A 22900-nucleotide genomic window follows, 5' to 3' on the forward strand; every position below is an offset into this window, starting at 1 on the left:
GGCCGCTGTCCGGCGGCCGGGCCCTCACGCGTCGTCGTACGGCGCACGCCGTACGGTGTAGCCCATCGACCCCGCTTCCCGCCCGGAAATCGCTCCGATGCGCTCTCGGCGAACAGCCCGGCGTCGGGGATGGTCACGGCGGCGGGGCGCGTTAGGGTCGCTGTACGAGGGGGACACCAACGCAGGTCGGTGCAGGAACCGGGCACGGCCGGTGCTCCCGCAAGGTCGACTTCAGGACGGCTCGGGTTGCCGTCGGAAACGAGCAGGTGGATACGTGACGAATCCGCAGATCGTGACTCCGGGACTCGCGGTGCCCGCCATGCGTGCACCCCAGGGCGGTATGGGGCTCGACGACCAGGTCTACAACCGGCTGCTGCGCGAGCGGATCATCTTCCTCGGCGCACCGGTGGACGACCAGATCGCGAACGCGATCTCGGCGCAGCTCCTGCTGCTCAACGCCGAAGACCCGGAAAAAGACATTTCGCTGTACATCAACTCGCCGGGCGGATCCGTCACGGCGGGTATGGCGATCTACGACACCATGCAGTTCATCAGCAACGACGTCTCGACCGTCGCGATGGGCCTGGCCGCCTCCATGGGCCAGTTCCTGCTGACGGCGGGCGCACCGGGCAAGCGCATCGCGCTGGCCAACACCGAGATCCTCATGCACCAGCCCTCTGCGGGCCTCGGCGGTGCCGCGTCCGACATCCGCATCCAGGCCGCGCAGTTGCTGCGGCTCAAGAAGCGCATGGCGGAGCTGATCGCCGCCCACTCGGGGCGCACCTTCGAGGAGATCGAGCGCGACTCGGACCGCGACCGCTGGTTCACCGCGCAGGAGGCGCAGGAGTACGGCCTGGTCGACCACGTGGTCACCAGCGCCCGCGAGGTCCCCAACGGCAGCGCGAGCTGATCCGCCGGGCCCACCCAGCCGCCGAGCCACCCAGCAGCCGCAGTCCCGGAGGACCGAAACCCATGAATGACCTGCCCTTCCCCAACCCGCGGCCCGACGCCCGGGCGCTGTCCGCCGGGCGCGCCGAGGGCCGCTACATCGTCCCTCAGTTCGAAGAGCGCACGTCGCAGGGCATCAAGCGGTACGACCCGTACGCCAAGCTCTTCGAAGAGCGCATCATCTTCCTCGGCGTCCAGATCGACGACACGTCCGCCAACGACGTGATGGCCCAGCTTCTGACGCTGGAGTCCATGGACCCCGACCGCGACATCTCGATCTACATCAACTCGCCCGGCGGATCGTTCACCGCGCTGACCGCCATCTACGACACGATGCAGTTCGTGCGCCCCGACATCCAGACGGTGTGCATGGGCCAGGCGGCCTCCGCCGCGGCCGTGCTGCTCGCCGCCGGCACCCCCGGCAAGCGGATGGCACTCCCCAACTCCCGCATCCTCATCCACCAGCCGTACAGTGAAACAGGGCGTGCGCAGGTGTCGGACCTGGAGATCCAGGCCAACGAGATCATGCGTATGCGCACGCTGCTGGAGGAGATGCTTTCCAAGCACAGCAGCCGTCCGATCGACCAGGTTCGCGACGACATCGAGCGGGACAAGATCCTGACCGCTGAAGAGGCGCTGGAGTACGGCCTCATCGACGAGATCACCTCCCCCCGGAAGTCACCCCGGTCGACCGGATGACGGCGGCATCGGCCGGTCGCGGCGTGTGACGGCCGGCCGATGATCCCCTCCCCCCGGAGGGGGCCCGCGGTGGAAAGGGGGCGCTCGCCCCGGAAAAAGACCGCGGGAGGGCCCAAAACCGGGGGATGGGCGATTGCGGCGGGGTACCGTCGAAAGACCAGGCACCAGGTCCGGCTCGCGCCGCGGCCCAGGCGAAGGAGATGCACCTCGTGGCACGCATCGGTGACGGTGGCGATCTGCTCAAGTGCTCGTTCTGCGGGAAGAGCCAGAAGCAGGTGAAGAAGCTCATTGCCGGTCCGGGTGTGTACATCTGCGATGAGTGCATCGACCTGTGCAACGAGATCATCGAGGAGGAGCTCTCGGAGTCCTCCGAGCTCAAGTTCGAGGAACTGCCCAAGCCCCGGGAGATCTGCGAGTTCCTGGACGGGTATGTCGTCGGCCAGGAGGTCGCCAAGAAGGCGCTCTCCGTTGCCGTCTACAACCACTACAAGCGCGTGCAGGCCGGCGAGAGCGGCAAGGGCGGTGGGCGCGACGACGGTGTGGAGATCTCCAAGTCCAACATCCTGCTGCTCGGCCCGACCGGCTGCGGCAAGACGCTGTTGGCTCAGACACTCGCCCGAATGCTCAACGTCCCCTTCGCGATCGCCGACGCCACCGCCCTCACCGAGGCCGGATACGTCGGTGAGGACGTCGAGAACATCCTGCTGAAGCTGATCCAGGCCGCCGACTACGACGTCAAGAAGGCCGAGACCGGGATCATCTACATCGACGAGGTCGACAAGATCGCCCGCAAGAGCGAGAACCCGTCGATCACGCGCGACGTCTCGGGCGAAGGCGTCCAGCAGGCGCTGCTGAAGATCCTGGAGGGCACCACGGCGAGCGTGCCGCCGCAGGGCGGTCGCAAGCACCCGCACCAGGAGTTCATCCAGATCGACACGACGAACGTCCTGTTCATCGTGGGCGGTGCCTTCGCGGGGCTGGAGCGCATCATCGAGGGCCGGGTCGGCAAGAAGGGCATCGGCTTCGGCGCGCAGATCCGCTCCAAGCGCGACATGGACCTCGCCGACGCATTCGGCGAGGTCATGCCCGAGGACCTGCTCAAGTTCGGCATGATCCCCGAGTTCATCGGCCGGCTGCCGGTCCTCACCTCGGTGCACAACCTGGACCGCGAGGCGCTCATCCAGATCCTCACCGAGCCGAAGAACGCCCTGGTCAAGCAGTACCGCAGGCTCTTCGAACTCGACGGTGTCGAGCTGGACTTCGAGATGGGGGCGCTGGAGGCCATCGCCGACCAGGCGATTCTGCGGGGCACCGGCGCCCGCGGCCTGCGCGCCATCATGGAAGAGGTCCTGATGTCGGTGATGTACGAAGTGCCGTCGCGCAAGGACATCGCCCGGGTGGTCATCACCCACGACGTCGTCCTCAAGCACGTCAACCCGACGCTGGTGCCGCGCGAGATCGTCAAGCGCGAGCGCCGCGAGAAGAGCGCGTAGGCACTTCACCCCCGACGCCGAAGGCCCGGATCCCCGCGGGGGATCCGGGCCTTCGTGTGTGTCGTGGGGTCACGCGGGCGCGCCGCGAAGGATGCGTTCCAGCAGTCCTGCGGTGTGCTCGACGCCGTGGATGCTGCCGACGTAAAGCAGCTTCTCGTTGTCGCCCCACAGGCACGCTCCGGCTTCGCCGCCCGACCAACACCGGTCGGTGCCTGGGCTGTTCCCGGCCGGTGCATGCTCCGGGGCGCCGGCCTTCGGTGCGAAGTCGCGTACGAAGTCCGCCGGCACGACCGAGCGCCGGTCGCCGAGAAGGACGAACACCGCATCCCTGTCGCCGCGTTCGCCGTATACCCGGGTCACCACGTGGTCGAAGTCCCGCGCGAACACTGCGGCCACGTCAGCGGCCACCGGGGACACGTCCGCCTCGGCAAGCGGCAGCCGTCCGTCGATCGACGGTGGCAGCGCGAATGCGGGCACCTCCGGCGTCGCCACGACAGCGACGGCGAGGGGTCGTCCGCCGTCCGTCCCGCGCACCCCGGCGACGAGCAGGAGACCGACGACGGCGACGAGGACGACTGCCACTTGCCGAGGCGGACGTGCCGCCGCCCCGCGCCCGAACAGACCCTGCCTCGCGCGGAAAGCGCCAGTGCGCGGCGCCGGGGCCCGAAGAACACCGGTCGCCCGGTGGACACCGGGTGCCGTGGGCCGGTAACCGGCCGAGAAAGGCGGCTTGTTCGGATGGTGCATCCCGTATGCGTCGACCGCTCGCGATCGAGGCCACCGCCATGACGCGGGCGGACCGGCAGGCGCGGGCCGCCACGGCGGTGCCGCGGCCGGGTCGGCGCTTCCGTGGTTGTCGCTCATGTCATCCGCGGCGCCGCTGTTTTCCGCGAACGCGCCGGCCTCCTCCCACGGCCGAGAACGTAATCGGCCGTGTGGAGCGGCACCAATCGAAGCTGTGGACAAACGCTCTTGAAGGCTGTGGAGAAGCTGTGATGTTCGAGCAGCGTGGGGAAGTTCACGCGCCCGGGCACCGTCCCGCTCCGGCCGCCGCCGGTGTGACGGTAGAGACCGTCACACGCCAACCACGCAACGCCGTCGGTTCTCAAGGTCGGGAGCATGCCGGTGGATGCCCGGCCCGCATAGCTGCCGACCGCGGGCGCGACCCCGCTACTTCTCCAGGTCCGAACGCATCTCCACGAACTTCACCGCGGCCGCGTCGGCGGAGAGCTTGTCGAAGTAGGCCACCGCGACGGTGTTCGTGTCGGCCCACGCGCAGATCGCCGCCGGGTAGGCGTCCTGGGCCGGCATGCACTCCAGCGTGCCGCCCAGCGGGCCGGCCGCGTAGGACTGCATCGAGGCACCCTCGGGCACGCTGCCGCCGTCCGCGTTCACCCAGTCGATCATGCCGCGGATCATGTGCTCCATGCGCTTGCCGTCGACCGAGGCAAGCCCGTCGACGCCGACGAACAGCACCTCGCGCGGGCCGGAGGCGTTCTTGGCGTACTCCTCCATGACCAGGTTGTTCTTGTCGGTCATCTCGCCCGGGTCCACCGGCACGTCGAGGAGCGTTCCGTCGCCGGTGTAGCGCACGTACCCCGCGGTGGACGCGGTGGGGACCAGGGTCCGAGGTCCGGCCGCCTTGGTCGGGGCCGCGCTCGTGGAGTTCCGGCCGGTGGGCTTCGCGCTCGGCTGGTCGGTGGCCTTCGGGGCGGTGGACGCCGAGGCGGACGCGGCGGCGGACTGCTGGGCCGACGCGGACGGCGATTCGGGAGCACTCGGCGAAGAGCTCGCTCCGGCGTTCTTCTTGTCGTCCTGGCCCGGTAGTTCGCAGGCGGTCAGCGCCATCGATCCCAGCACGGCGGCGACAAGTGCGGCAGGTATGGCGGAAGTACGGGTGCGCATGGCAAATCCCCCCAGGGAAAGCGGTCGTTATATGCCGGATCGCTCACGTCCGCCCATGACCCCCCACGTGCGGCCGTTCGTCCGGCTCGGTCCCGAACATTAGCTGTTCCACCGGTGCTTTCCAGGGCCAGGGGGGCGGTGGTGACAGCACGGTGACAAGGCGGTGACCGGGCCGCCGTCACCGCGACGCCGCCGAAACGGACGTGGCGCCCGCGGCCCTCGCCCATGGCCGGGCGTCCGCGCCTGTATATGGTGCGGAACCGAGGCCGGGGCATCCGTAGACTTGGGCACTGTGACCGAGACTTCTTCCTCCGCGACCGCTGCCCAGGCGCAGACACTCTCGTCCCAGTACGCCCCTGCCGAGGTAGAGGCCAAGCTGTACGAGCGCTGGGTAGCCGCGGGCTACTTCGAGGCCGATGCGAAGAGCGAGAAGCCGGCCTACACCATCGTCATCCCGCCGCCGAACGTCACCGGGTCGCTGCACCTGGGGCACGCGTTCGAGCACACGCTGATCGACAGCTTGACGCGCCGCAAGCGCATGCAGGGCTACGAGACGCTGTGGCAGCCCGGGATGGACCACGCCGGCATCGCGACGCAGAACGTCGTCGAGCGCGAGCTGGCCAAGGAGGGCCTGTCCCGCCACGACCTCGGCCGTGAGGCGTTCATCGAGCGCGTCTGGCAGTGGAAGACCGAGTCCGGCGGCAAGATCCTCGGCCAGATGCGGCGGCTCGGCGACGGCGTCGACTGGCGCCGCGAGCGCTTCACGATGGACGCGGGCCTGTCGCGCGCCGTCCAGACGATCTTCAAAAGCCTCTACGACGACGGTCTGATCTACCGCGCCGAGCGGATCATCAACTGGTGCCCGCGCTGCCTGACCGCGATCTCCGATATCGAGGTCGACTACCAGGACGACGACGGCGAGCTCGTCTCCATCCGCTACGGCAGCACGGACGCCGACGGCACCGCGATCGTCGTCGCGACCACGCGCGCCGAGACGATGCTCGGCGACACCGCCGTCGCGGTCCACCCGAACGACGAGCGATACCGCCACCTCGTCGGCACCGAGATCGAACTCCCGCTGACCGGACGCCGCATCCCGATCGTCGCCGATGAGCACGTCGACCCGGAGTTCGGCACCGGCGCTGTCAAGGTGACCCCGGCCCACGACCCCAACGACTTCGAGATCGGGCAGCGCCACGACCTGCCCTCTCTCACGGTCCTCGACGAGCGCGCGGTCATCACCGCACACGGCCCGTTCCAGGGCCTCGACCGCTTCGAGGCGCGGTCCGCGATCGTCGCCGCGCTGCGCGCCGAGGGCCGCATCGTCGCGGAGAAGCGCCCGTACACCCACGCGGTCGGCCACTGCTCGCGCTGCAAGACGACGATCGAGCCGCGCCAGTCGATGCAGTGGTGGGTCAAGGTCGGGCCGCTCGCGCAGGCCGCGGGCGACGCGGTCCGCGACGGCCGGGTCGAGATCCACCCGAAGGAGATGGAGGCCCGCTACTTCGGCTGGGTCGACAACCTCCACGACTGGTGCATCTCGCGCCAACTGTGGTGGGGCCACCGCATCCCGGTCTGGTACGGCCCGAACGGCGAGATCGTCTGCGTCGGTCCCGACGAGGAGCCGCCTGCGGGTGACGGCTGGCGTCAGGACAACGACGTCCTCGACACGTGGTTCTCGTCCGGCCTGTGGCCGTTCTCGACACTCGGCTGGCCCGAGCGCACGCCCGACCTCGACAAGTTCTTCCCGACGTCGGTCCTGGTCACCGGCTACGACATCCTCTTCTTCTGGGTCGCCCGGATGATGATGTTCGGCCTGTACGCGATGGACGGCACACCGCCGTTCCACACCATCGCCCTCCACGGCATGGTCCGCGACCAGTTCGGCAAGAAGATGTCGAAGTCGTTCGGCAACGCCGTCGACCCGCTCGACTGGATGGACGCGTACGGCACCGACGCCCTGCGCTTCACCCTCGCGCGCGGCGCCAACCCCGGCACCGACGTGCCGATCGGCGAGGAGTGGGTCCAGGGTTCGCGCAACTTCTGCAACAAGATCTGGAACGCGACCCGGTTCGCGCTCATGAACGGCGCGACGGTCGAAGGCCCGCTGCCGCCTGCCGAAGAGCTCTCGACGGTCGACCGGTGGATCCTCTCGCGCCTCGACGCGACCGTCGCCGAGGTCGACGCGCTGTACGAGGACTACCAGTTCGCGAAGCTCAGCGACGCGCTGTTCCACTTCGCGTGGGACGAGGTCTTCGACTGGTACGTCGAGCTGTCCAAGATCACCCTCCAGGCCGGCGGCCCCCAGGCCGCCGCCACGCGCCGCGTCCTGGGCCACGTCCTCGACGTCACGCTGCGCCTGCTGCACCCGATCGTGCCGTTCGTCACCGAGGAGCTGTGGACCACGCTCACCGGCGGCGAGTCGCTCGTCGTCGCCGCGTGGCCGCAGCCCGAGGGCCGCCGCGACCCGGCAGCGGAGGCCGAGGTGACGACTCTTCAGCAGGTCATCACCGAGGTCCGCAGGTTCCGCGGTGACCAGGGCCTCAAACCGGGCCAGAAGGTCCCGGCGCGGCTCACCCTGGCCGGCACGGCGCTGGCCGCCCACGAGGCGCCGATCCGCACGCTCGCCCGCCTTGAGCCCGACGCCGAGGGCTTCGCCGCCACGACGTCGTTCCCGATCGCGGGAGCCCTGGTCGAGCTGGACCTGTCCGGCGCGATCGACGTCGCCGCCGAGCGGCGCCGCCTGGAGAAGGACCGCGCGGCGGCCGAGAAGACCAAGGAGCAGTGCACCAAGAAGCTCGCCAACGAGGGCTTCCTCAGCAAGGCGTCGGCCGAGGTGATCGCCAAGGTCCGCACGCAACTGGCGACCGCGGAGGCCGACATCGACCGCATCTCCGGCCAGCTCGACCGCCTGCCGGCGGCCTGAGGCGAGGCTCTGGGCGAAGGTCGGGAAGGTGACCGTGCATCAGGTGTCCGTGTGCCGGGGGGCGGGGGCCCCGGGGGGGGCCGGCCCCCCCCACCCCCCCCGCCCCCCCCCCCCACCCCCCCCCCCCCCCCCCCCCCCCCCCTCCCCCCCCCCCCGCCCCGGCACCGGTCGCCGCGTCAACCGACCGCACCACCGCACCACCCGCGTTCCGCACCACCCGACCCCGACGAACCGGTGAAGCCCGTGACTGACCCCGCCGCCGACCTGCGCACCGTGGAGGCCGAGCTCGTCGCGCGCTGGCCGGAGACCAAGATGGAGCCGTCCACGACGCGCATCGCCGCGCTCATGGACGTGTTGGGCGACCCGCAGCGCGCGTACCCGGTCATCCACATCACCGGCACCAACGGCAAGACCTCGACCGCGCGCATGATCGAGGCGCTGCTGCGCGCGTTCTCGCTGCGCACCGGGCGCTACACCAGCCCGCACGTCACGGCGATGACCGAGCGCATCAGCCTGGACGGCCAACCGATCAGCGACGAGCGGTTCGTCGAGACCTACCGCGACATCCTCCCGTACGTCGGCATGGTCGACGCGGCACAACCGCTGCCGATGTCGTTCTTCGAGGTGCTCACCGGCATGGCGTTCGCCGCGTTCGCCGACGCCCCCGTCGATGTGGCGGTGGTCGAGGTCGGCCTGGGCGGCGCGTGGGACGCCACCAACGTCGCCGACGGCCAGGTGGCGGTGGTGACCCCGATCGCGGTCGACCACAGCGACAAGCTCGGCGACACCCCGGGAGCCATCGCGGTCGAGAAGAGCGGCATCATCAAGCCGGGCGCCCTCGCGGTGCTGGCCCAACAGCCGCTGGACGCCGCCGAAACGCTCCTGCGCCGCAGCGTCGAGGTCGGTGCGACGGTCGCCCGCGAGGGCATGGAGTTCGGCGTCGTCCGCCGCGATCTCGCGGTCGGCGGCCAACTCGTGGCGCTGCGCGGCCTGTCGGGGGAGTACGACGAGATCTTCCTCCCGCTGCACGGCGCGCACCAGGCGCACAACGCGGCCGTCGCCCTGGCTGCCGTCGAGGCGTTCTTCGGCGTCGGCACGGGCCAGCGCGTCGGCCTCGACCACACCGGCAAGCTCGACGTCGAGCTGGTGCGCGAGGCCTTCGCGGGCGTCACCTCGCCCGGCCGTCTTGAGGTCGTCCGCCGCGGCCCGACGGTCGTCCTGGACGCCGCCCACAACCCGGCCGGCGCGCGGACCGCCGCCGACGCGATTTCGGAATCCTTCGACTTCACGCACCTGGTCGGCGTCGTCTCCGCGATGTCGGACAAGGACGTGCGCGGCATTCTGGAGGCGTTCGAGCCGGTCTTCTCGGAGATCGTGGTCACCCAGAACTCCCTGCCGCGGGCCATGCCCGTCGACGAACTCGCGGCGCTGGCCGTGGAGATCTTCGGCGAGGACCGCGTCGAGGTCGTGCCGCGCCTCGACGACGCGATCGACGCCGGCGTGCGGCTCGCGGAGGAGGAAGGCGACCTGGGCGGTGCCGCGGTGCTGGTCACGGGGTCGGTGGTCACGGTGGGCGAGGCGCGCGTGCTGCTCACCGGCGGGCGGCAAGGAAGGGGATGACCGGTGCGTGCCCTGTGCTCCACCCATCTGATCGGCGAAGCGATCGTGATCTGCCTCGGTGCGCTGGTGGCGATGTCCCTCACCGACATCTCCACGGGCGTCCTGTGGAGTGTGGCGGGTCCGGCGGCGGTGCTGTGCGTTCTGCTGTGCGGCAGACTGTCCGCGCCCTGGGCCGTGTCGGCCGGGTGGGCGCTGCAAGTCGCCTTGATCGCGGCCGGGTTCGTGGTGCCGATGATGTTCGTGGTGGGCATTCTGTTCGCCGCGATCTGGTACGCGTGCGTCCGCGTGGGCCGTACCATCGACGCCGCGAAGGCCGCACGCGGATAGGCTCGGGACAGCGGCTCGTTCGAGTCCCGAAAACCTGAAGTCCGCATCCGCATCCCGCATCTGTGTCAGGAGTGCCCCTGTGTCCGAGCGCACGCTTGTCCTCGTCAAGCCGGACGGTGTCCGGCGCGGTCTCGTCGGCGAGGTCATCGGTCGAATCGAGCGCAAGGGGTTCACCCTTGCCGCGCTGGACCTGCGGGTGATGGACCGGGAGACGATCGAACGCCACTACGAGGAGCACGCGGGCAAGCCGTTCTACCCGAGCCTCGTCGAGTTCATGACTTCGGCGCCGTCGGTGGCGATCGTCGTCGAAGGCGAGCGCGTCATCGAGGCGTTCCGCACGCTCGCGGGCGCCACCGACCCGATCAAGGCCGCCCCCGGCACGATCCGCGGCGACCTGGCCACCGTCACGCAGCAGAACATCGTGCACGGATCGGATTCGCCCGAGTCCGCGGCGCGTGAGATCAAGAACTTCTTCCCGCATCTCGCCTGACGCGCCGTCACGAACCCCGCGTACTCAACGAAACCACCGGACGTATTACCCATACGGCCGGTTGGCGGCAGTTTTTGTGCCCTTTGAGTGATGCTTCGGGGTGAGAAAACAAGTTTGACCCTATTGCCGCGCGTGGCAAACAACCTTCGGTCTGATGATCACGTCATCGTGGTTCACAGGTGTTCCGCGCGCCGTGGCACGCCTACGATTGGGGACCGGTCCCAGCCGCGTGCAGCAGGCCGGTTCACGTCCTCGTTGGCCCGCGTTGGCTTACAAAGGCTCAAAAAGGCTCCGGAAGGCCCTGGTTGCTTCATGGCGAACAATTTGTCGTTCATCGGTCGTGACATGGCAGTCGACCTCGGCACGGCCAACACGCTGGTGTACGTCAGAGGCCGCGGCATCGTCCTGAACGAGCCGTCCGTCGTCGCCAAGAACACCGCCACCGGCGGCATCCTCGCGGTCGGTGCCGAGGCGAAGAAGATGATCGGCCGTACGCCGGGCAACATCGTCGCGATCCGGCCACTCAAGGACGGCGTGATCGCCGACTTCGAGATCACCGAGCGCATGCTGCGCTACTTCATCCTCAAGGTGCACCGCCGCCGCTACCTCGCGCGCCCGCGCGTGGTGATCTGCGTGCCCAGCGGCATCACCGGCGTCGAACGCCGCGCCGTGGTCGAGGCGTCCAGTCAGGCCGGCGCGCGCAGCGTGCACATCATCGAGGAGCCGATGGCCGCCGCGATCGGCTCGGGCCTGCCGGTGCACGAGGCGACCGGCAACATGGTCGTCGACGTCGGCGGCGGTACCACCGAGGTCGCGGTGATCTCGCTGGGCGGTATCGTGACCGCGCAGTCGATCCGCGTCGCGGGCGACGAACTCGACATGGCGATCATCAACTTCGTCAAGAAGGAGTACTCGCTGCTGCTCGGCGAACGCAGTGCCGAGGAGATCAAGATGTCGATCGGGTCGGCATTCGACATGGGCGACGACGCGCACAGCGAGATCCGCGGGCGCGACCTCGTCAGCGGCCTGCCGAAGACGATCGTGATCTCCACCGGCGAGGTTCGCAAGGCGATCGAGGAGCCGGTCAACACCATCATCGACGCCGTCAAGACCACGCTCGACAAGTGCCCGCCGGAGCTCTCCGGCGACATCATGGACCGCGGCATCGTGCTCACCGGCGGCGGTGCCCTGCTGCGGGGGCTCGACGAACGCCTGCGTGCCGAGACCGGCATGCCGATCCACATCGCCGACAACCCGCTGGACTCGGTCGCGTTGGGAGCCGGGAAGTGCGTCGAGGAGTACGAGGCGCTCCAGCAGGTGCTGGACGCGCAGCCCCGCAGGTGACCGCCGGCCGTTCGGACCGGGATTCAGCGATCCACCACGCACGTCAGTAAACGAAAGGGGCGGGGCGCATCGTGAGGGACACCCGCCGCAGCCGCATGGTCCTCGTGCTGTTGCTCGCGATCTCCTTCGCCTTGATCACCGTGGACATCCGCGGCGGCCGGAATTCGCCCATGTCGCATGCCCGCGACTGGGCTTCGGCGGTTTTCGGCCCGGCCGAACGCGCGACCGCGGCCGCGGTGGACCCCATCGGCGACGCCGTCGACGCGGTGCGCGACGCCGGGGACCACAAGGACGACAAGGAGAAGCTCGAAGCCGAAAACGCCCGGCTCCGCCAGCAGTTGGAGTACATCGAACTGGACCGCGCCCGCGTCGCCGAGGTCGACAAGCTCCTGCGCGTGGCCTCGGTCGGGCAGTACAAGATCAAGCCCGCGCGCGTCGTGGCGGTGGGACCGGCCCAGGGCTTCTCGTGGACGGTGACCATCGACGTCGGCAGCCGCGACGGCATCAAGACCGACATGACCGTGCTCAACGGCGACGGATTGGTGGGCCGGATCACGACCGTGGGCCCGATGACCGCAACGGTGCTGCTCGCCACGGACCCGGGTTTCTCGGTCGGTTCGCGCATGGCCGGCTCGATGGAGATCGGCATCGCGACGGGCCAGGGCGACCGCCCGATGCGCCTGCAACTCCTCAACGGCCAGGCCCAGGTGAAGATCGGCGACCGCCTCGTGTCGTTCGGTTCGGAGGGCGGGCGGCCCTTCGTGCCCGGCGTGCCTGTCGGGGAAATCACCGAAATCCGGTCCACGCCGGGCACGTTGACCAAGACCGTCGAAGTGAAGCCGTTCGTGCGGTTCAGCAGCCTGGACACCGTCGGCGTCGTGATCGAGCCACCGCGCACCGATCCGCGTGACGCGGTCCTGCCGCCCGCTCCCGCCCCCGCACCGCCGGCCCCGGTCGCCCCGGTGGCCGCGCCGCCGCCGGCCCCGTCGGCTCCGCCGCCTGCCGATCCCGACAAGACGGCCGGCGGAACCCCGCAGCCGAACACCACGACCCGAAGGGACTGACCGGTGGGAGCAGTACGGGTGCTGTACGCCGCCGTCCTCATTGTCGTCGCCCTGGTGCTCCAGGTGAGTGTCCTGGCCCGGCTCGGGCTGCCCGGCGCGGTGCCCGACCTGCTGCTGCTCGTCGTGGTCGGCATGGCCATGACGTACGGCCCCACGGCGGGATGCGTGATCGGGTTCGCCGCCGGGCTGTGCGCCGACCTGGCGCCGCCGTCCGACCACGCCGCCGGGCGCTACGCGTTCGTGCTGTGCGTTGCCGGCTACATCGCGGGCATGTTCTCGGCGCGCAACCGCCAGTCGGTGCTCACCCCGATCCTCGTCGTGGTCGTTCTCGCCGCGGTGACCACCGCGCTGTACGCGGGTGTCGGTGCGCTCGTCGGCGACTCGGCGGCCCGCGACGCCGGGGTCGCCCACCTGATGGTCACGGCGGTCATCTACGACGCGCTGCTCTCGCCGTTCGTGGTGCCGCTCGTGATGGCCGGCGCCCGCCGCACCGACCCGCAGCCGATGCTGCCCGTCTGATCCGCCGCGCACCTTGCGCACCCCATCGCAGCACGCACGAGAACGTGGGAGTGATACGCCGATGATGCCCAGCCTGACGAACGCCGGGCGTTCGCGTGGTGACGGCGCCCACGGGGTCCGGGCTCGACTGATCATCCTTCAGGTGCTCGTCCTGTCGCTGGTGGTCACGTTGTTCGGTCGACTGTGGTACCTCCAGATCCGAGAGGGCGACGAGTACAGCCAGGCGGCCGTCAGCAACAACGTGCGGCAGGTCGTGACGCCGGCGGTGCGCGGTTCGATCCTCGACGACATGGGCCGCCCGCTGGTCGCCAACCGCACCACGCTCGTGGTGTCGGCGAGCCGTACGGAACTGCTCAAGCAGCCCGACAAGGGCGAGGCCGTGTTGGAGCGGCTCGCGGACGTGCTGAAGATGCCGGCCGAGGAACTGAAGCTGAAGATCCGGCTGTGCGACAAGGATGTGTCGCAGCCGTGTTGGAACGGCTCGCCGTACCAGCCGATTCCGATCATGCAGGGCGCCACGACCGAGCAGGCGCTGGCGATAATGGAACACCGGGAGGACTTCCCGGGCATCACCGCCGAACCGACCGCGGTGCGCGCGTATCCCACGCCGGAGGGCGTCAATGCCGCGCACACCCTCGGCTACCTCTCGCCGGTCTCCGACCAGGAGCTGACCCGGCAGAAGGAGACGGGGGAGGGCAACCTCCAGCGGTCCGACCAGGTCGGCCGCAGTGGGTTGGAGCGCACGTACGACGCGGACCTGCGCGGTCAGGCCGGGGTCACCGGGCTCTCGGTCGACAACATCGGGCGGGTGACCGGAACCGTCTCCGAGACGCCGTCGATCCCGGGCAACCACCTGGTGACCAGTATCGACGCGCGCATCCAGGCGGTGGCCGAACAGCAGCTCCAGGAAGCGCTGTTGCGTGCGCGGGCCACCTTCGACTCCGGCAACACCGGGCGGTTCTTCGAGGGCGACAGCGGCGCGGTCGTGGTGATGGACGTCAAGACCGGGCGCATCGTCGCGATGGCGAGCGCGCCGACGTACGACCCGAACGTCTGGGTGGGCGGCATCTCGGCGAAGGACTACCAGATGCTGAGCAGCCCCGAGGCCGGAACGCCGCTCATGCCGCGGACCATACAGGGCCAGTTCGCGCCCGGCTCGATCTTCAAGGTGGTCTCCACCTCGGCGGCGGCCCAGAGCGGGTACTCGCTCAAGGACAACTACCCGTGCCCGGGCAGCGTCACGGTCGGCGGAATCACTTTCAACAACCTCGAAGGGGCGGGCTACGGGGACATCTCCCTGGCCCGTGCGCTCGAAGTGTCGTGCAACACCGTCTTCTACGGTCTCTCGTACGACATGTGGCTCAAGCAGGGCGGCCTGCAGGGCACCCACCACCCGATGGTGGACATGGCCCGCGCGTACGGCCTGGGAGCGCCGACCGGCATCGACATCCCCGGTGAGGTCGGCGGTCGCATCGTCGACCAGTCGGTGCGCCGCGCGGAGTGGGAGCAGAACAAGGACGACTGGTGCCGCCTCGCCGAGGACTCCAAGATCTCCGCGGGGCAGAAGGCCGTCTACCGCGAGAACTGCATCGACGGCTGGCAGTTCCGCGCGGGTGACGCGGTCAACTTCGCGATCGGGCAGGGCGAGACGCTGGTGACGCCGTTGCAGATGGCGCGCGTGTACGCGGCGATCGCCAACGGCGGCACGGTTTGGGAGCCGACGATCGGCAAGGCGATCGTCAGCCCCGACGGCAAGGTGGTCCGCGAGATCCAGCCCGAGGTCAGCGGCAAGTTGCCGATAAGCCCGGAGCACCTGGCGTACCTCAAGAACGCGCTGGTCGGCGTCTCGGCCAACGGCACCGCGTCCCGTGTCTTCGCCGGGTGGCCCCTGGACAAGCTGCCGGTCGGGGCCAAGACCGGTACCGGGTCCGTGCAGAACAAGCAGTCGACGTCGTGGTTCGCGACGTTCGGCGGTCCGGCGGACGGCCCGCAGTATGCCGTCGTCATGATGGTCAGCCAAGGTGGTACCGGCTCGGGCACGTCGGGTCCGAGCGTGCGCAAGATCTACGACGCGTTGTACGGGGTCGACGACAAGGGCAACATCGACCCGGCCCGGGCCATGCTGCCGGCGCCTCCGTCGGCGCTGCCACCGATCAACGCGGACGGCACGGTCGCGCCCGTCGCCTCCTACACGTTCGAACTGCCGGGCACACCGGGGCCGAACGGTATGGCGACAACGGTCGCGATCGAGGCACCGGGGGCGTTGCCGCCGGACCGGGTGCCGTACCGAGGGGGACGGTTCGTATGAACCTCGGCCTCAAGATGCGGCAGAGCAAGCCCAAGGCGTTCGGCCTGGGCGGGCCGCCGCCGCTGCAGAAGCTGTCGCCGGGATTCGCCGAGCAAAAGCGTTCGTTCGCCGCCCGTGCGCTCGAACGCGACGCCCCCGTGCGCCGATTGGACTGGGTGCTGTTCGGCGCGTCGCTCGCGCTGTCGGTCATCGGGTCGCTGCTGGTGTGGTCGGCGACCCGGCCGCGGACGCATCTGACCGGCGGCGATCCGCAGGCGTTCCTCAAGAAGCACCTGCTCAACATGGTGATCGGTCTGGTGCTGTTCGCCATCGTCGCGATGGTGGGGCACCGGCGCATGCGTGTCCTCGTCCCGTTCATCGGCATCGTCGCGATGCTCGGGCTTTTTGCCGCGCTCAGCCCCCTGGGTGCGACCATCAACGGCCAGAAGGCCTGGATCATGCTGCCCGCCGGCTTCTCGCTGCAGCCGGCCGAGCTGGCCAAGATCGGCGTCATCCTGGGCATGGCCATGTTGCTGGCCGAGCGCGTCGACACCGGCGACGTCGAACGGCCGGGCAATCGCGCGGTGTTCTGGGCGGTGGCGCTCGCGATGGCGCCGATCGGGGTCATCATGCTCATGCCCGACCTGGGCTCCGCGATGGTCATCGGCGTCATAATCATGGGCGTTCTGCTGGCGTCCGGTGCGCAGGCGCGGTGGCTCGTCGGTCTGACCACCCTCGGCATCGTCGTCGCCCTCGGGGTGTGGAAGCTCGGGGTCCTCAGCCAGTACCAGATCGACCGGTTCCGGGCGTTCACCGACCCCGACCTCGACCCGGCGGGCGCGGGCTACAACATCACGCAGGCCAAGTTGGCCGTCGGCTCGGGGAAACTCACCGGCACCGGGCTGTTCCAGGGCAACCAGACGCAGGGCCAGTACGTGCCCGAGCAGCAGACCGACTTCATCTTCTCGGTCGCGGGTGAGGAGCTCGGCCTCATCGGCTGCACCGTGATCCTGTTCCTGTTCGGCGCGCTGCTGTGGCGCGGGGTGCGCATCGCGGTCAACGCCGACGACCTGTTCGGCACGATCATCGCGGCGGGTGTCGTGGCGTGGCTCGGCTTCCAGATGTTCGAGAACATCGGGATGAACATCGGCATCATGCCGGTGGCCGGCCTGCCGCTGCCGTTCGTGAGTTACGGCGGCTCCTCGATGTTCGCCATCTGGATCGCCATAGGACTGCTGCAATCCGTGCACATGCGCGGTGCCAAGGCGTTCACCAAGGCCTGAACGCGCGGCCCGTGCGGGCTGGGTGACCCATCAGGGATTGATGGCGATTTCGCCCCTTTGGCCGAGTAACCCCCAGGACCCGGGACCCGTTGAGCACACGGAGCCCGGGTCCTGGCGCGTCCGGAGACCGGTTGCGCTCGGCGGTTCGGCACGGCACGGCACGGCTTGGCGGTATCGGCAGAGGCCGGCGGTTTCGGCACAGCACAGGCAGGGAGAGGCCATGGCGGATGGACCCGAAGCACCCGGCGCCGTGCCTCTCGGGCGACCGAGCCTGGGGGACGCGGAACTCGCCGCGGTGGCGGAGGTTTTCCGGTCCGGCTGGGTGGCCGGGGCGGGCCCGGCGTGCCGGGCCTTCGAGGAGGAGTTCGCCGCGGCGTGCGGTGCCGGGCACGCGGTCGCGGTGGCCAACTGCACCGCTGCCCTGCACCTGGCGTTGCTCGCGTACGGTGTCGGGCCCGGCGACGAGGTCATCGTCGCGGATTACACGTTCCCCGCGACCGGGCACGCGGTGTTGTTCACGGGCGCGACGCCGGTTTTCGCGGATGTGCGCGCCGACACCGCCACGGTCGATCCCGCCGCGGTCGCCGCGCTCGTCGGGCCGCGTACCGTCGGGGTGATCGCGGTGGACACGGCCGGGCTGCCCGCCGACTATGCCGAGCTGGGGGAACTGACCGAGCGCCACGGCGTGTTCCTCGTCGAGGACGCCGCGTGCGCGGCGGGGGCGACGTACCAGGGGCGGCCGGCCGGCTCCCTCGCGCCGGTCGCGGCGTTCAGCTTCCACGGCCGCAAGGGCATCACGTGCGGCGAAGGCGGCGCCCTGGTCACCGACGACGCCGCGATCGCCGACAAGGCGCGCAAGCTCGCGGCCTTCGGGCTGGAGAGCGCGTGGACACGGGCCGGCCGCACCGAGCTGCCGGTCCCGGTCTTCGACGAGCCCGGGTACAACTACAAGCTGTCCGACCTGGCCGCGGCGATCATGCGCGTGCAACTCGCGCGGCTTCCCGAATTGCTCGCGCGCCGCCGGGAAGTCGCGGCCGGGTACGCCGCCTTGCTCGCGGACGTCGACGGCGCCGCCCTGCCCCGCGAACCCGCCGACCGCACCGGCAGTTGGCAGTCGTACGCGGTCACGCTGGCCCCCGGCGTGGACCGTGCCCGCGTCGCGACCCTGCTGCGCGAGCAGGACATCGGCTGCAACTTCGGCACCTACGCGTCCCACCTCCAGCCCGTCTACGGGCCGCGCGAGGCGTGTCCGGTCTCGGCCGGGCTGTTCCACCGCCAGCTCGCCGTCCCGATGCACGCCGAGATGTCCGACACGGACGTCGAGCGGGTCGCGGAGGCGCTGCGAAAGGCGGTCGAGAACAGCCGTTGACCCCCGGACCGTCCGGGCCCACCCACCGACCAGCGCCACCCACGAGGAGTCCAGCGTGTCCGTCCCCACCGTGTTCTTCTCCGGCGGAGCAGGGTTCATCGCGAGCCACACCATTCCGATCCTGCTCGAACGCGGTTACCGGGTACGCATCTTCGACAACATGTCGCGCGGCGACCGGGCCCGCGTCGAGGAGTTCACCGCGACCGGCAAGGTCGACCTGGTCGAGCAGGACGTGCGGTACGGCGGCGCGGTCCACAACGCGATGAAGGGCTGTACGCACGCGATCCACTTCGCGACGGTGTCCATCAACAAGAGCATCGAGGACCCGTACGAAAGCATCGACATCAACGTCACCGGCAACCACAACGTCTTCGCCGCCGCGGCCGACCACGGCGTGCGGCGCCTGGTGTTCGCGTCGTCGGCGTCGGTGTACGGCGACCCCGAGACGCTGCCGATGCACGAGGACGACAAACTCGACCCGCTGACGCCGTACTGCATCAGCAAGCGCATGGGCGAGGACCTGCTCGCGTTCTACCAGCGCACCAAGGGCCTGTCGTGGCTCGCGCTGCGGTTCTTCAACGTGTATGGCAAGGGCCAGCGGATCGAGGCCTACTACACCTCGGTGATCAACACCTTCCTCCGCCGCATCCGCGCGGGCGAACCGCCCGTGATCGACGGGCGCGGCGAGCAGTCGATGGACTTCGTGCACGTCGGCGACATCGCGCGGGCGGTGGCCGCGGCGCTGGAGGCGGAGCGCGACAACATGCCGATCAACATCGGCACCGGCATCGACACCTCGATCGCCCAACTCGCCAAGATCCTGATCGACGCCGTCGGTGCGCGCATGGAGCCGCGCTTCAACCCGCGTGACGTGCTGGTGTCGCGGCGGGCCGCGGACATCGGCAGGGCCCGCGAGGTGCTCGGCTGGGAGCCGACGGTGTCGGTCGAACAAGGCATGGCCGACCTGGTGCGCGACGGGAACTGACCCGCGGTTCCGACCACCGCTTGACCGCCGAAGTCCCCCGGAGCACCGAAGGTCCGCCGTGCGTATCGCCGTCGTCAACAACTTCTTCCCGCCGCGTGTGGGCGGCAGTTCGCACCTGTCCGCCGCCCTCGCGCACGAATACGCGGCGCGCGGCCACGACGTGGTGGTGCTCACCGCCGCCTACCGGGGTGCGCCCGCGTACGAGGTCGCCGACGGTGTCCGGATCCACCGGCTGCCGGCCGTCACGATGCCGAAGCTCGGCCTGTCCATCGACTTCGACATCACCTTCACCGGCGGACGCCGCAATCTGCGGCGCGTGTACCGGATCCTCGACGCCTTTCGACCCGAAGTCATCCACCAGCACGGGCAGTTCCTCGATCTGAGCTGGCTCACCGGGCAGTACGCGCGGGCACGGGGCGTCCCGGTCCTGTTGTCCGTGCACACCCGCCTGCAGAGCCCGCGCGCCCTCTACGCCACGGCTTTCCGTGCGATCGACCGGGTCTTCCTGCGCCGTGTCCTGCGCCGCTACGACCCGCGCTTCGTGATCATGGACGAACTGATGGAGACGTACTGCGCCACCCGCTACGACGCGGCGAAGGACAGGTTCCACTACATCCCCGTCGCCGTGGACCCCGCACGGTTCGATGTGTTGCCCACCCGCGACATCCGCGCCGAACTCGGTGTGGGAAACGGCCCCTTGATCGCCTCCGTCGGCCACGTCATCCCGTTGCGCGACCGGAGGCTGCTGATCGACGCGCTGCCCGCCGTCCGCGACAAGTACCCCGACGCCAAGCTCGTGGTCGTCGGCACCGTCTACTACGGGGCGTTTCTCGACCGGGCCCGCGAACTCGGTGTCCAGGACGCCGTCGTGTGCGTCGGCGAGGTGCCGCGCGAGGACGTGCCCGCGTACTTCGCCGCGGCCGACGTCGAAGTGCACGATCTGTCCGGCGGCGGCTGCGGCACCGCGAGCCTGGAGGCCATGGCGGCCGGCTGCCCGACCGTCGTCGCCGTGCGCGAGACCAACTTCCCCGGCATCCGGCTGCGCAACTGGGAGAACGCGGTCCTGGTGTCGCACCGCGACGCGGACGAACTGGCGCGCGCCCTCATCCGGCTGCTCGACGACCCCGGCGAACGCGCAGCCATCGCCGGCCGGCAACGCGAGCTCATCCGCGAACACTTCACGCTCGACCGGATCACCGACCAACACTTGGAGGTGTTCGCCCAGATGCTCGGCCGAACCCCCGGAACCCACCGCGACACGGCGCCTGGTGCGCAGCCCGTACCCGAGACCGACGCGCCGCCGGCCGAGGGGACCGCCGATGTTCCTCGATGACGAACGCAGCCGCCGACTGCGCCCCGGCATCCTCACGGACCTGGTCGGCCAGTACATGAACGACCGAGAACGCGCCGCACTGCTCGGCCTGCCGCCGACCACCCGTATCCGGGAGCGCGCCAAGATCGTCGACCGCGAGCGCCTGGAGATCGGCGACCACTGCTGGATCGGCGAGGGCGCGGTGCTGGACGCCAGCGGCGGACTTCACATCGGCGAGCACACCAGCGTCGGCCCGAACGTCCTGGTCTTCACGCACTCCAGTTGGCTGGCCAACATGACGCTGGCCAACCACACAGGGTCGGAGCTCAACCAGCACAAGCCGGTCCGCATCGGCAAAGGCTGCTTCATCGGCGGCAACAGCGTGATCATGCCGGGCGTCGTCATCGGCGACTTCGTCACCGTGCAGCCGCTGTCGACGGTGACCAAGGACCTACCCGACCGGTCGCTGGCCGCCGGCAACCCCGCGCGGGTGATCCGGCGGATCGAGGCCGAATACGTCGAGGCCGAGGTACGTCGGGTCCGCGCGGCGGCAGAAACCCCCCATAGTCAGGAATCACCGTGTCCAACCGCATCCACCCCACCGCTGTCGTCGGTGCCGGCGTCGTCCTCGGAGACGGGAACGTCGTCGGACCGTACAGCGTGATCCTCGGGCCGTGCCGGATCGGCGACGGGAACTGGATCGGCCCGCACGTCTCGATCGGCGCCGCGGCCGAATCGCGGGGCGGCCCGCACCCCGTCGCGTGGGAGGGCGAACTCGACGGCGAGGGCGTGGAGATCGGCGACCGCAACTACCTGCGCGAGTACGTCACCGTGCACCAGGGCACGAAGCGGCCGACCCGCATCGGGGACGACTGCTACCTGCTCACCCGCAGCCACGCCGGCCACGACGTCGCGCTCGGCGACTCGGTCACGCTGTCGTGCTCGGTGCAACTGGGCGGCCACACCGAGATCGGCGCGCACGCCAACATCGGCATGAGCGCGGTCCTGCACCAGTTCAGCCGGGTCGGGCCCGGCGCGATGGTCGGCATGGGCGCCTGTGTGCGCCGCGAGATCGCGCCGTTCAGCATCGCCGTCGGCAACCCGGCCCGTGCCGTCGGGGTCAACGAGATCGGCCTCGCCCGCTGCGGCATCGACGGCGACGCCGTCGCCGCGATGGCCGAGTACGTCAAGGGCCACAGCGCGGTGCCGGACGGCCTGCCGCCCGACATCGCCTCCATGCTCACCGCCTGGGAGCGATCCGCACCGGCGCCCGACTGACGGCGGCCCGACACGACGAACCAGCAAACAGCAGCACCACGGCAGCAAGGGAGAGGCATGTCCACCAAAGAACGGCTGAAGGGCGTCTTCGCCCAGGCGCTCGACCTGGCCCCCGGCACCAGGATCGAGGATCTGCGCTACCGCGAGATCGACAAGTGGGACTCGCTCGGGCACATGGCCCTCGTCGCCGCGATCGAAGACGAGTTCGACGTGCAGTTCGACACCGACCAGGTGATCGAGATGAGCGCCTTCAAGGTGGCATACGACATGCTGCGGGAGATGGGCCTCGGTGACTGACAGCCCCGCCAAGCCGTTGCACGAGCGAATCTGCGTGGTGACCGGCGGCACGCGCGGCATCGGCCTGGCCACCGCCCGCGCGCTCGCCGAAGCCGGCGCGACCGTCGTCCTGACCGGCCGCGACGAGGCCGTCGCCAAGGAACGCGCCGCCGAGGTCGCCGCGCAATTCGGCGTTCGCGCGGCCGGACACGGCGTCGACATCACCGACACCGCCGCCGTACGCGCACTGTTCGCCTCCGTCGCCCGCGAACACGGCACCGTGGACTGCCTGGTCGCCAACGCCGGGGTACTGGAGGACGCGCTGATCGGCATGATCCGCGACGACCTTGTGGACCGCATGCTCGGCACCAACGTCGCCGGCACCCTCGCCTGTCTCCAGGCGGCCGCGCGCGTCATGATGCGCAAACGCCGCGGCGCCATCGTGCTCCTCGCCTCGATCGTCGGGGAACGCGGCAACGCCGGGCAAAGCGCGTACGCCGCCTCCAAAGGCGCCGTCGCCGCGCTCGCCAAGTCGGCCGCGAAGGAACTCGGCCCGCACGGCATCCGCGTCAACGCCGTCGCGCCCGGCGTCATCCGCACCGACATGATCGCCCACCTGCCCGACGAAGTCATCGCCGAACGCGTCGCCGACACGCCCCTCGGCCGGGTCGGCGACCCCGACGAGGTCGCGCGCGTGATCCGCTTCCTGTGCGGCCCGGACGCCGACTTCGTCACCGGCCAGATCGTCGGCGTCGACGGGGGCCTGGTCCTGTGA

General features: G+C 69.9%; 20 protein-coding genes and 1 pseudogene. 19 read left to right on the top strand and 2 right to left on the bottom strand.

Annotated elements, in window-relative coordinates; all coding sequences use genetic code 11:
• The first annotated feature begins 319 nt into the window (after positions 1–319).
• The 3 genes from ACRX5W_RS06755 (at position 320) to clpX (ending at position 3140) form a co-directional block, all read left to right on the top strand.
• The gene (locus ACRX5W_RS06755; RefSeq protein ID WP_436787503.1) at positions 320–910 is read left to right on the top strand and encodes an ATP-dependent Clp protease proteolytic subunit; all 591 of its coding nucleotides are present in this window, start codon (positions 320–322) and stop codon (positions 908–910) included.
• A gap of 62 nt (positions 911–972) precedes the next feature.
• Entirely contained in the window at positions 973–1647 is a 675-nt protein-coding gene (locus ACRX5W_RS06760; RefSeq protein ID WP_436787018.1) for an ATP-dependent Clp protease proteolytic subunit, read from the top strand.
• A gap of 209 nt (positions 1648–1856) precedes the next feature.
• A complete protein-coding gene (clpX, locus tag ACRX5W_RS06765) occupies positions 1857–3140 on the top strand; it encodes an ATP-dependent Clp protease ATP-binding subunit ClpX (protein ID WP_436787019.1) in 1284 nt (427 codons plus the stop codon).
• Positions 3141–3209: 69 nt separating this feature from the next.
• Here the strand turns inward: clpX and ACRX5W_RS06770 are convergent, their stop codons facing one another.
• Together ACRX5W_RS06770 and ACRX5W_RS06775 are read right to left on the bottom strand one after the other, a co-directional pair.
• The gene (locus tag ACRX5W_RS06770; RefSeq protein ID WP_436787020.1) at positions 3210–3722 is read right to left on the bottom strand and encodes a hypothetical protein; all 513 of its coding nucleotides are present in this window, start codon (positions 3720–3722) and stop codon (positions 3210–3212) included.
• A gap of 588 nt (positions 3723–4310) precedes the next feature.
• Positions 4311–5045: a hypothetical protein gene (locus ACRX5W_RS06775; protein WP_436787021.1), complete on the bottom strand. Its 735-nt coding sequence runs from the start codon at positions 5043–5045 to the stop codon at positions 4311–4313.
• Between the two features lie 292 nt (positions 5046–5337).
• Between ACRX5W_RS06775 and ACRX5W_RS06780 the strand changes: the two genes are divergently transcribed.
• The 16 genes and pseudogenes from ACRX5W_RS06780 to ACRX5W_RS06855 all read left to right on the top strand — a co-directional run bounded on the left by ACRX5W_RS06780 (position 5338) and on the right by ACRX5W_RS06855 (position 22900).
• Positions 5338–7971 carry a valine--tRNA ligase gene (locus ACRX5W_RS06780; protein WP_436787022.1) on the top strand — a complete coding sequence of 878 codons (2634 nt, stop codon included), beginning with the start codon at positions 5338–5340 and terminating at the stop codon, positions 7969–7971.
• A gap of 51 nt (positions 7972–8022) precedes the next feature.
• The gene (gene folC / locus ACRX5W_RS06785; protein ID WP_436787023.1) at positions 8023–9591 is read left to right on the top strand and encodes a bifunctional tetrahydrofolate synthase/dihydrofolate synthase; all 1569 of its coding nucleotides are present in this window, start codon (positions 8023–8025) and stop codon (positions 9589–9591) included.
• Positions 9592–9594: 3 nt separating this feature from the next.
• Complete coding sequence (locus ACRX5W_RS06790; RefSeq protein WP_436787024.1) at positions 9595–9918, top strand: DUF4233 domain-containing protein; 324 nt, start codon at positions 9595–9597, stop codon at positions 9916–9918.
• 79 nt (positions 9919–9997) lie between these two features.
• Positions 9998–10408 carry a nucleoside-diphosphate kinase gene (gene ndk, locus ACRX5W_RS06795; RefSeq protein WP_436787025.1) on the top strand — a complete coding sequence of 137 codons (411 nt, stop codon included), beginning with the start codon at positions 9998–10000 and terminating at the stop codon, positions 10406–10408.
• 324 nt (positions 10409–10732) lie between these two features.
• Entirely contained in the window at positions 10733–11752 is a 1020-nt protein-coding gene (locus ACRX5W_RS06800) for a rod shape-determining protein (protein ID WP_436787504.1), read from the top strand.
• 71 nt (positions 11753–11823) lie between these two features.
• Complete coding sequence (gene mreC / locus ACRX5W_RS06805) at positions 11824–12816, top strand: rod shape-determining protein MreC (protein ID WP_436787026.1); 993 nt, start codon at positions 11824–11826, stop codon at positions 12814–12816.
• Between the two features lie 3 nt (positions 12817–12819).
• Positions 12820–13323: pseudogene (gene mreD / locus ACRX5W_RS06810) on the top strand (rod shape-determining protein MreD); the annotation flags it as partial.
• Positions 13324–13399: 76 nt separating this feature from the next.
• Positions 13400–15643 carry a penicillin-binding protein 2 gene (gene mrdA, locus ACRX5W_RS06815; RefSeq protein ID WP_436787027.1) on the top strand — a complete coding sequence of 748 codons (2244 nt, stop codon included), beginning with the start codon at positions 13400–13402 and terminating at the stop codon, positions 15641–15643.
• Complete coding sequence (gene rodA / locus ACRX5W_RS06820; RefSeq protein WP_436787028.1) at positions 15640–16905, top strand: rod shape-determining protein RodA; 1266 nt, start codon at positions 15640–15642, stop codon at positions 16903–16905. Before mrdA ends, rodA begins: the two co-directional genes overlap by 4 nt.
• A 220-nt stretch (positions 16906–17125) precedes the next feature.
• On the top strand, positions 17126–18274 hold the full coding sequence (locus ACRX5W_RS06825) for a DegT/DnrJ/EryC1/StrS family aminotransferase (protein WP_436787029.1): 1149 nt from the start codon (positions 17126–17128) through the stop codon (positions 18272–18274).
• Between the two features lie 55 nt (positions 18275–18329).
• On the top strand, positions 18330–19259 hold the full coding sequence (locus ACRX5W_RS06830; RefSeq protein ID WP_436787030.1) for an NAD-dependent epimerase/dehydratase family protein: 930 nt from the start codon (positions 18330–18332) through the stop codon (positions 19257–19259).
• Positions 19260–19317: 58 nt separating this feature from the next.
• Entirely contained in the window at positions 19318–20592 is a 1275-nt protein-coding gene (locus ACRX5W_RS06835) for a glycosyltransferase family 4 protein (RefSeq protein WP_436787031.1), read from the top strand.
• Entirely contained in the window at positions 20579–21235 is a 657-nt protein-coding gene (locus tag ACRX5W_RS06840; RefSeq protein ID WP_436787032.1) for an acyltransferase, read from the top strand. The genes ACRX5W_RS06835 and ACRX5W_RS06840 overlap by 14 nt, the downstream gene beginning before the upstream one ends.
• Positions 21151–21849 (top strand): hypothetical protein, encoded by a 699-nt coding sequence (locus ACRX5W_RS06845; protein WP_436787033.1) that lies wholly within the window; start codon positions 21151–21153, stop codon positions 21847–21849. The genes ACRX5W_RS06840 and ACRX5W_RS06845 overlap by 85 nt, the downstream gene beginning before the upstream one ends.
• Positions 21850–21906: 57 nt before the next feature.
• On the top strand, positions 21907–22146 hold the full coding sequence (locus tag ACRX5W_RS06850; RefSeq protein ID WP_436787034.1) for an acyl carrier protein: 240 nt from the start codon (positions 21907–21909) through the stop codon (positions 22144–22146).
• Positions 22139–22900, top strand: a complete 762-nt coding sequence (locus tag ACRX5W_RS06855) for an SDR family NAD(P)-dependent oxidoreductase (RefSeq protein WP_436787035.1) — start codon at positions 22139–22141, stop codon at positions 22898–22900. The genes ACRX5W_RS06850 and ACRX5W_RS06855 overlap by 8 nt, the downstream gene beginning before the upstream one ends.

Origin of the sequence: Yinghuangia sp. YIM S10712 (genome assembly GCF_051388935.1) — a bacterium.
Classification (GTDB): domain Bacteria; phylum Actinomycetota; class Actinomycetes; order Streptomycetales; family Streptomycetaceae; genus Yinghuangia.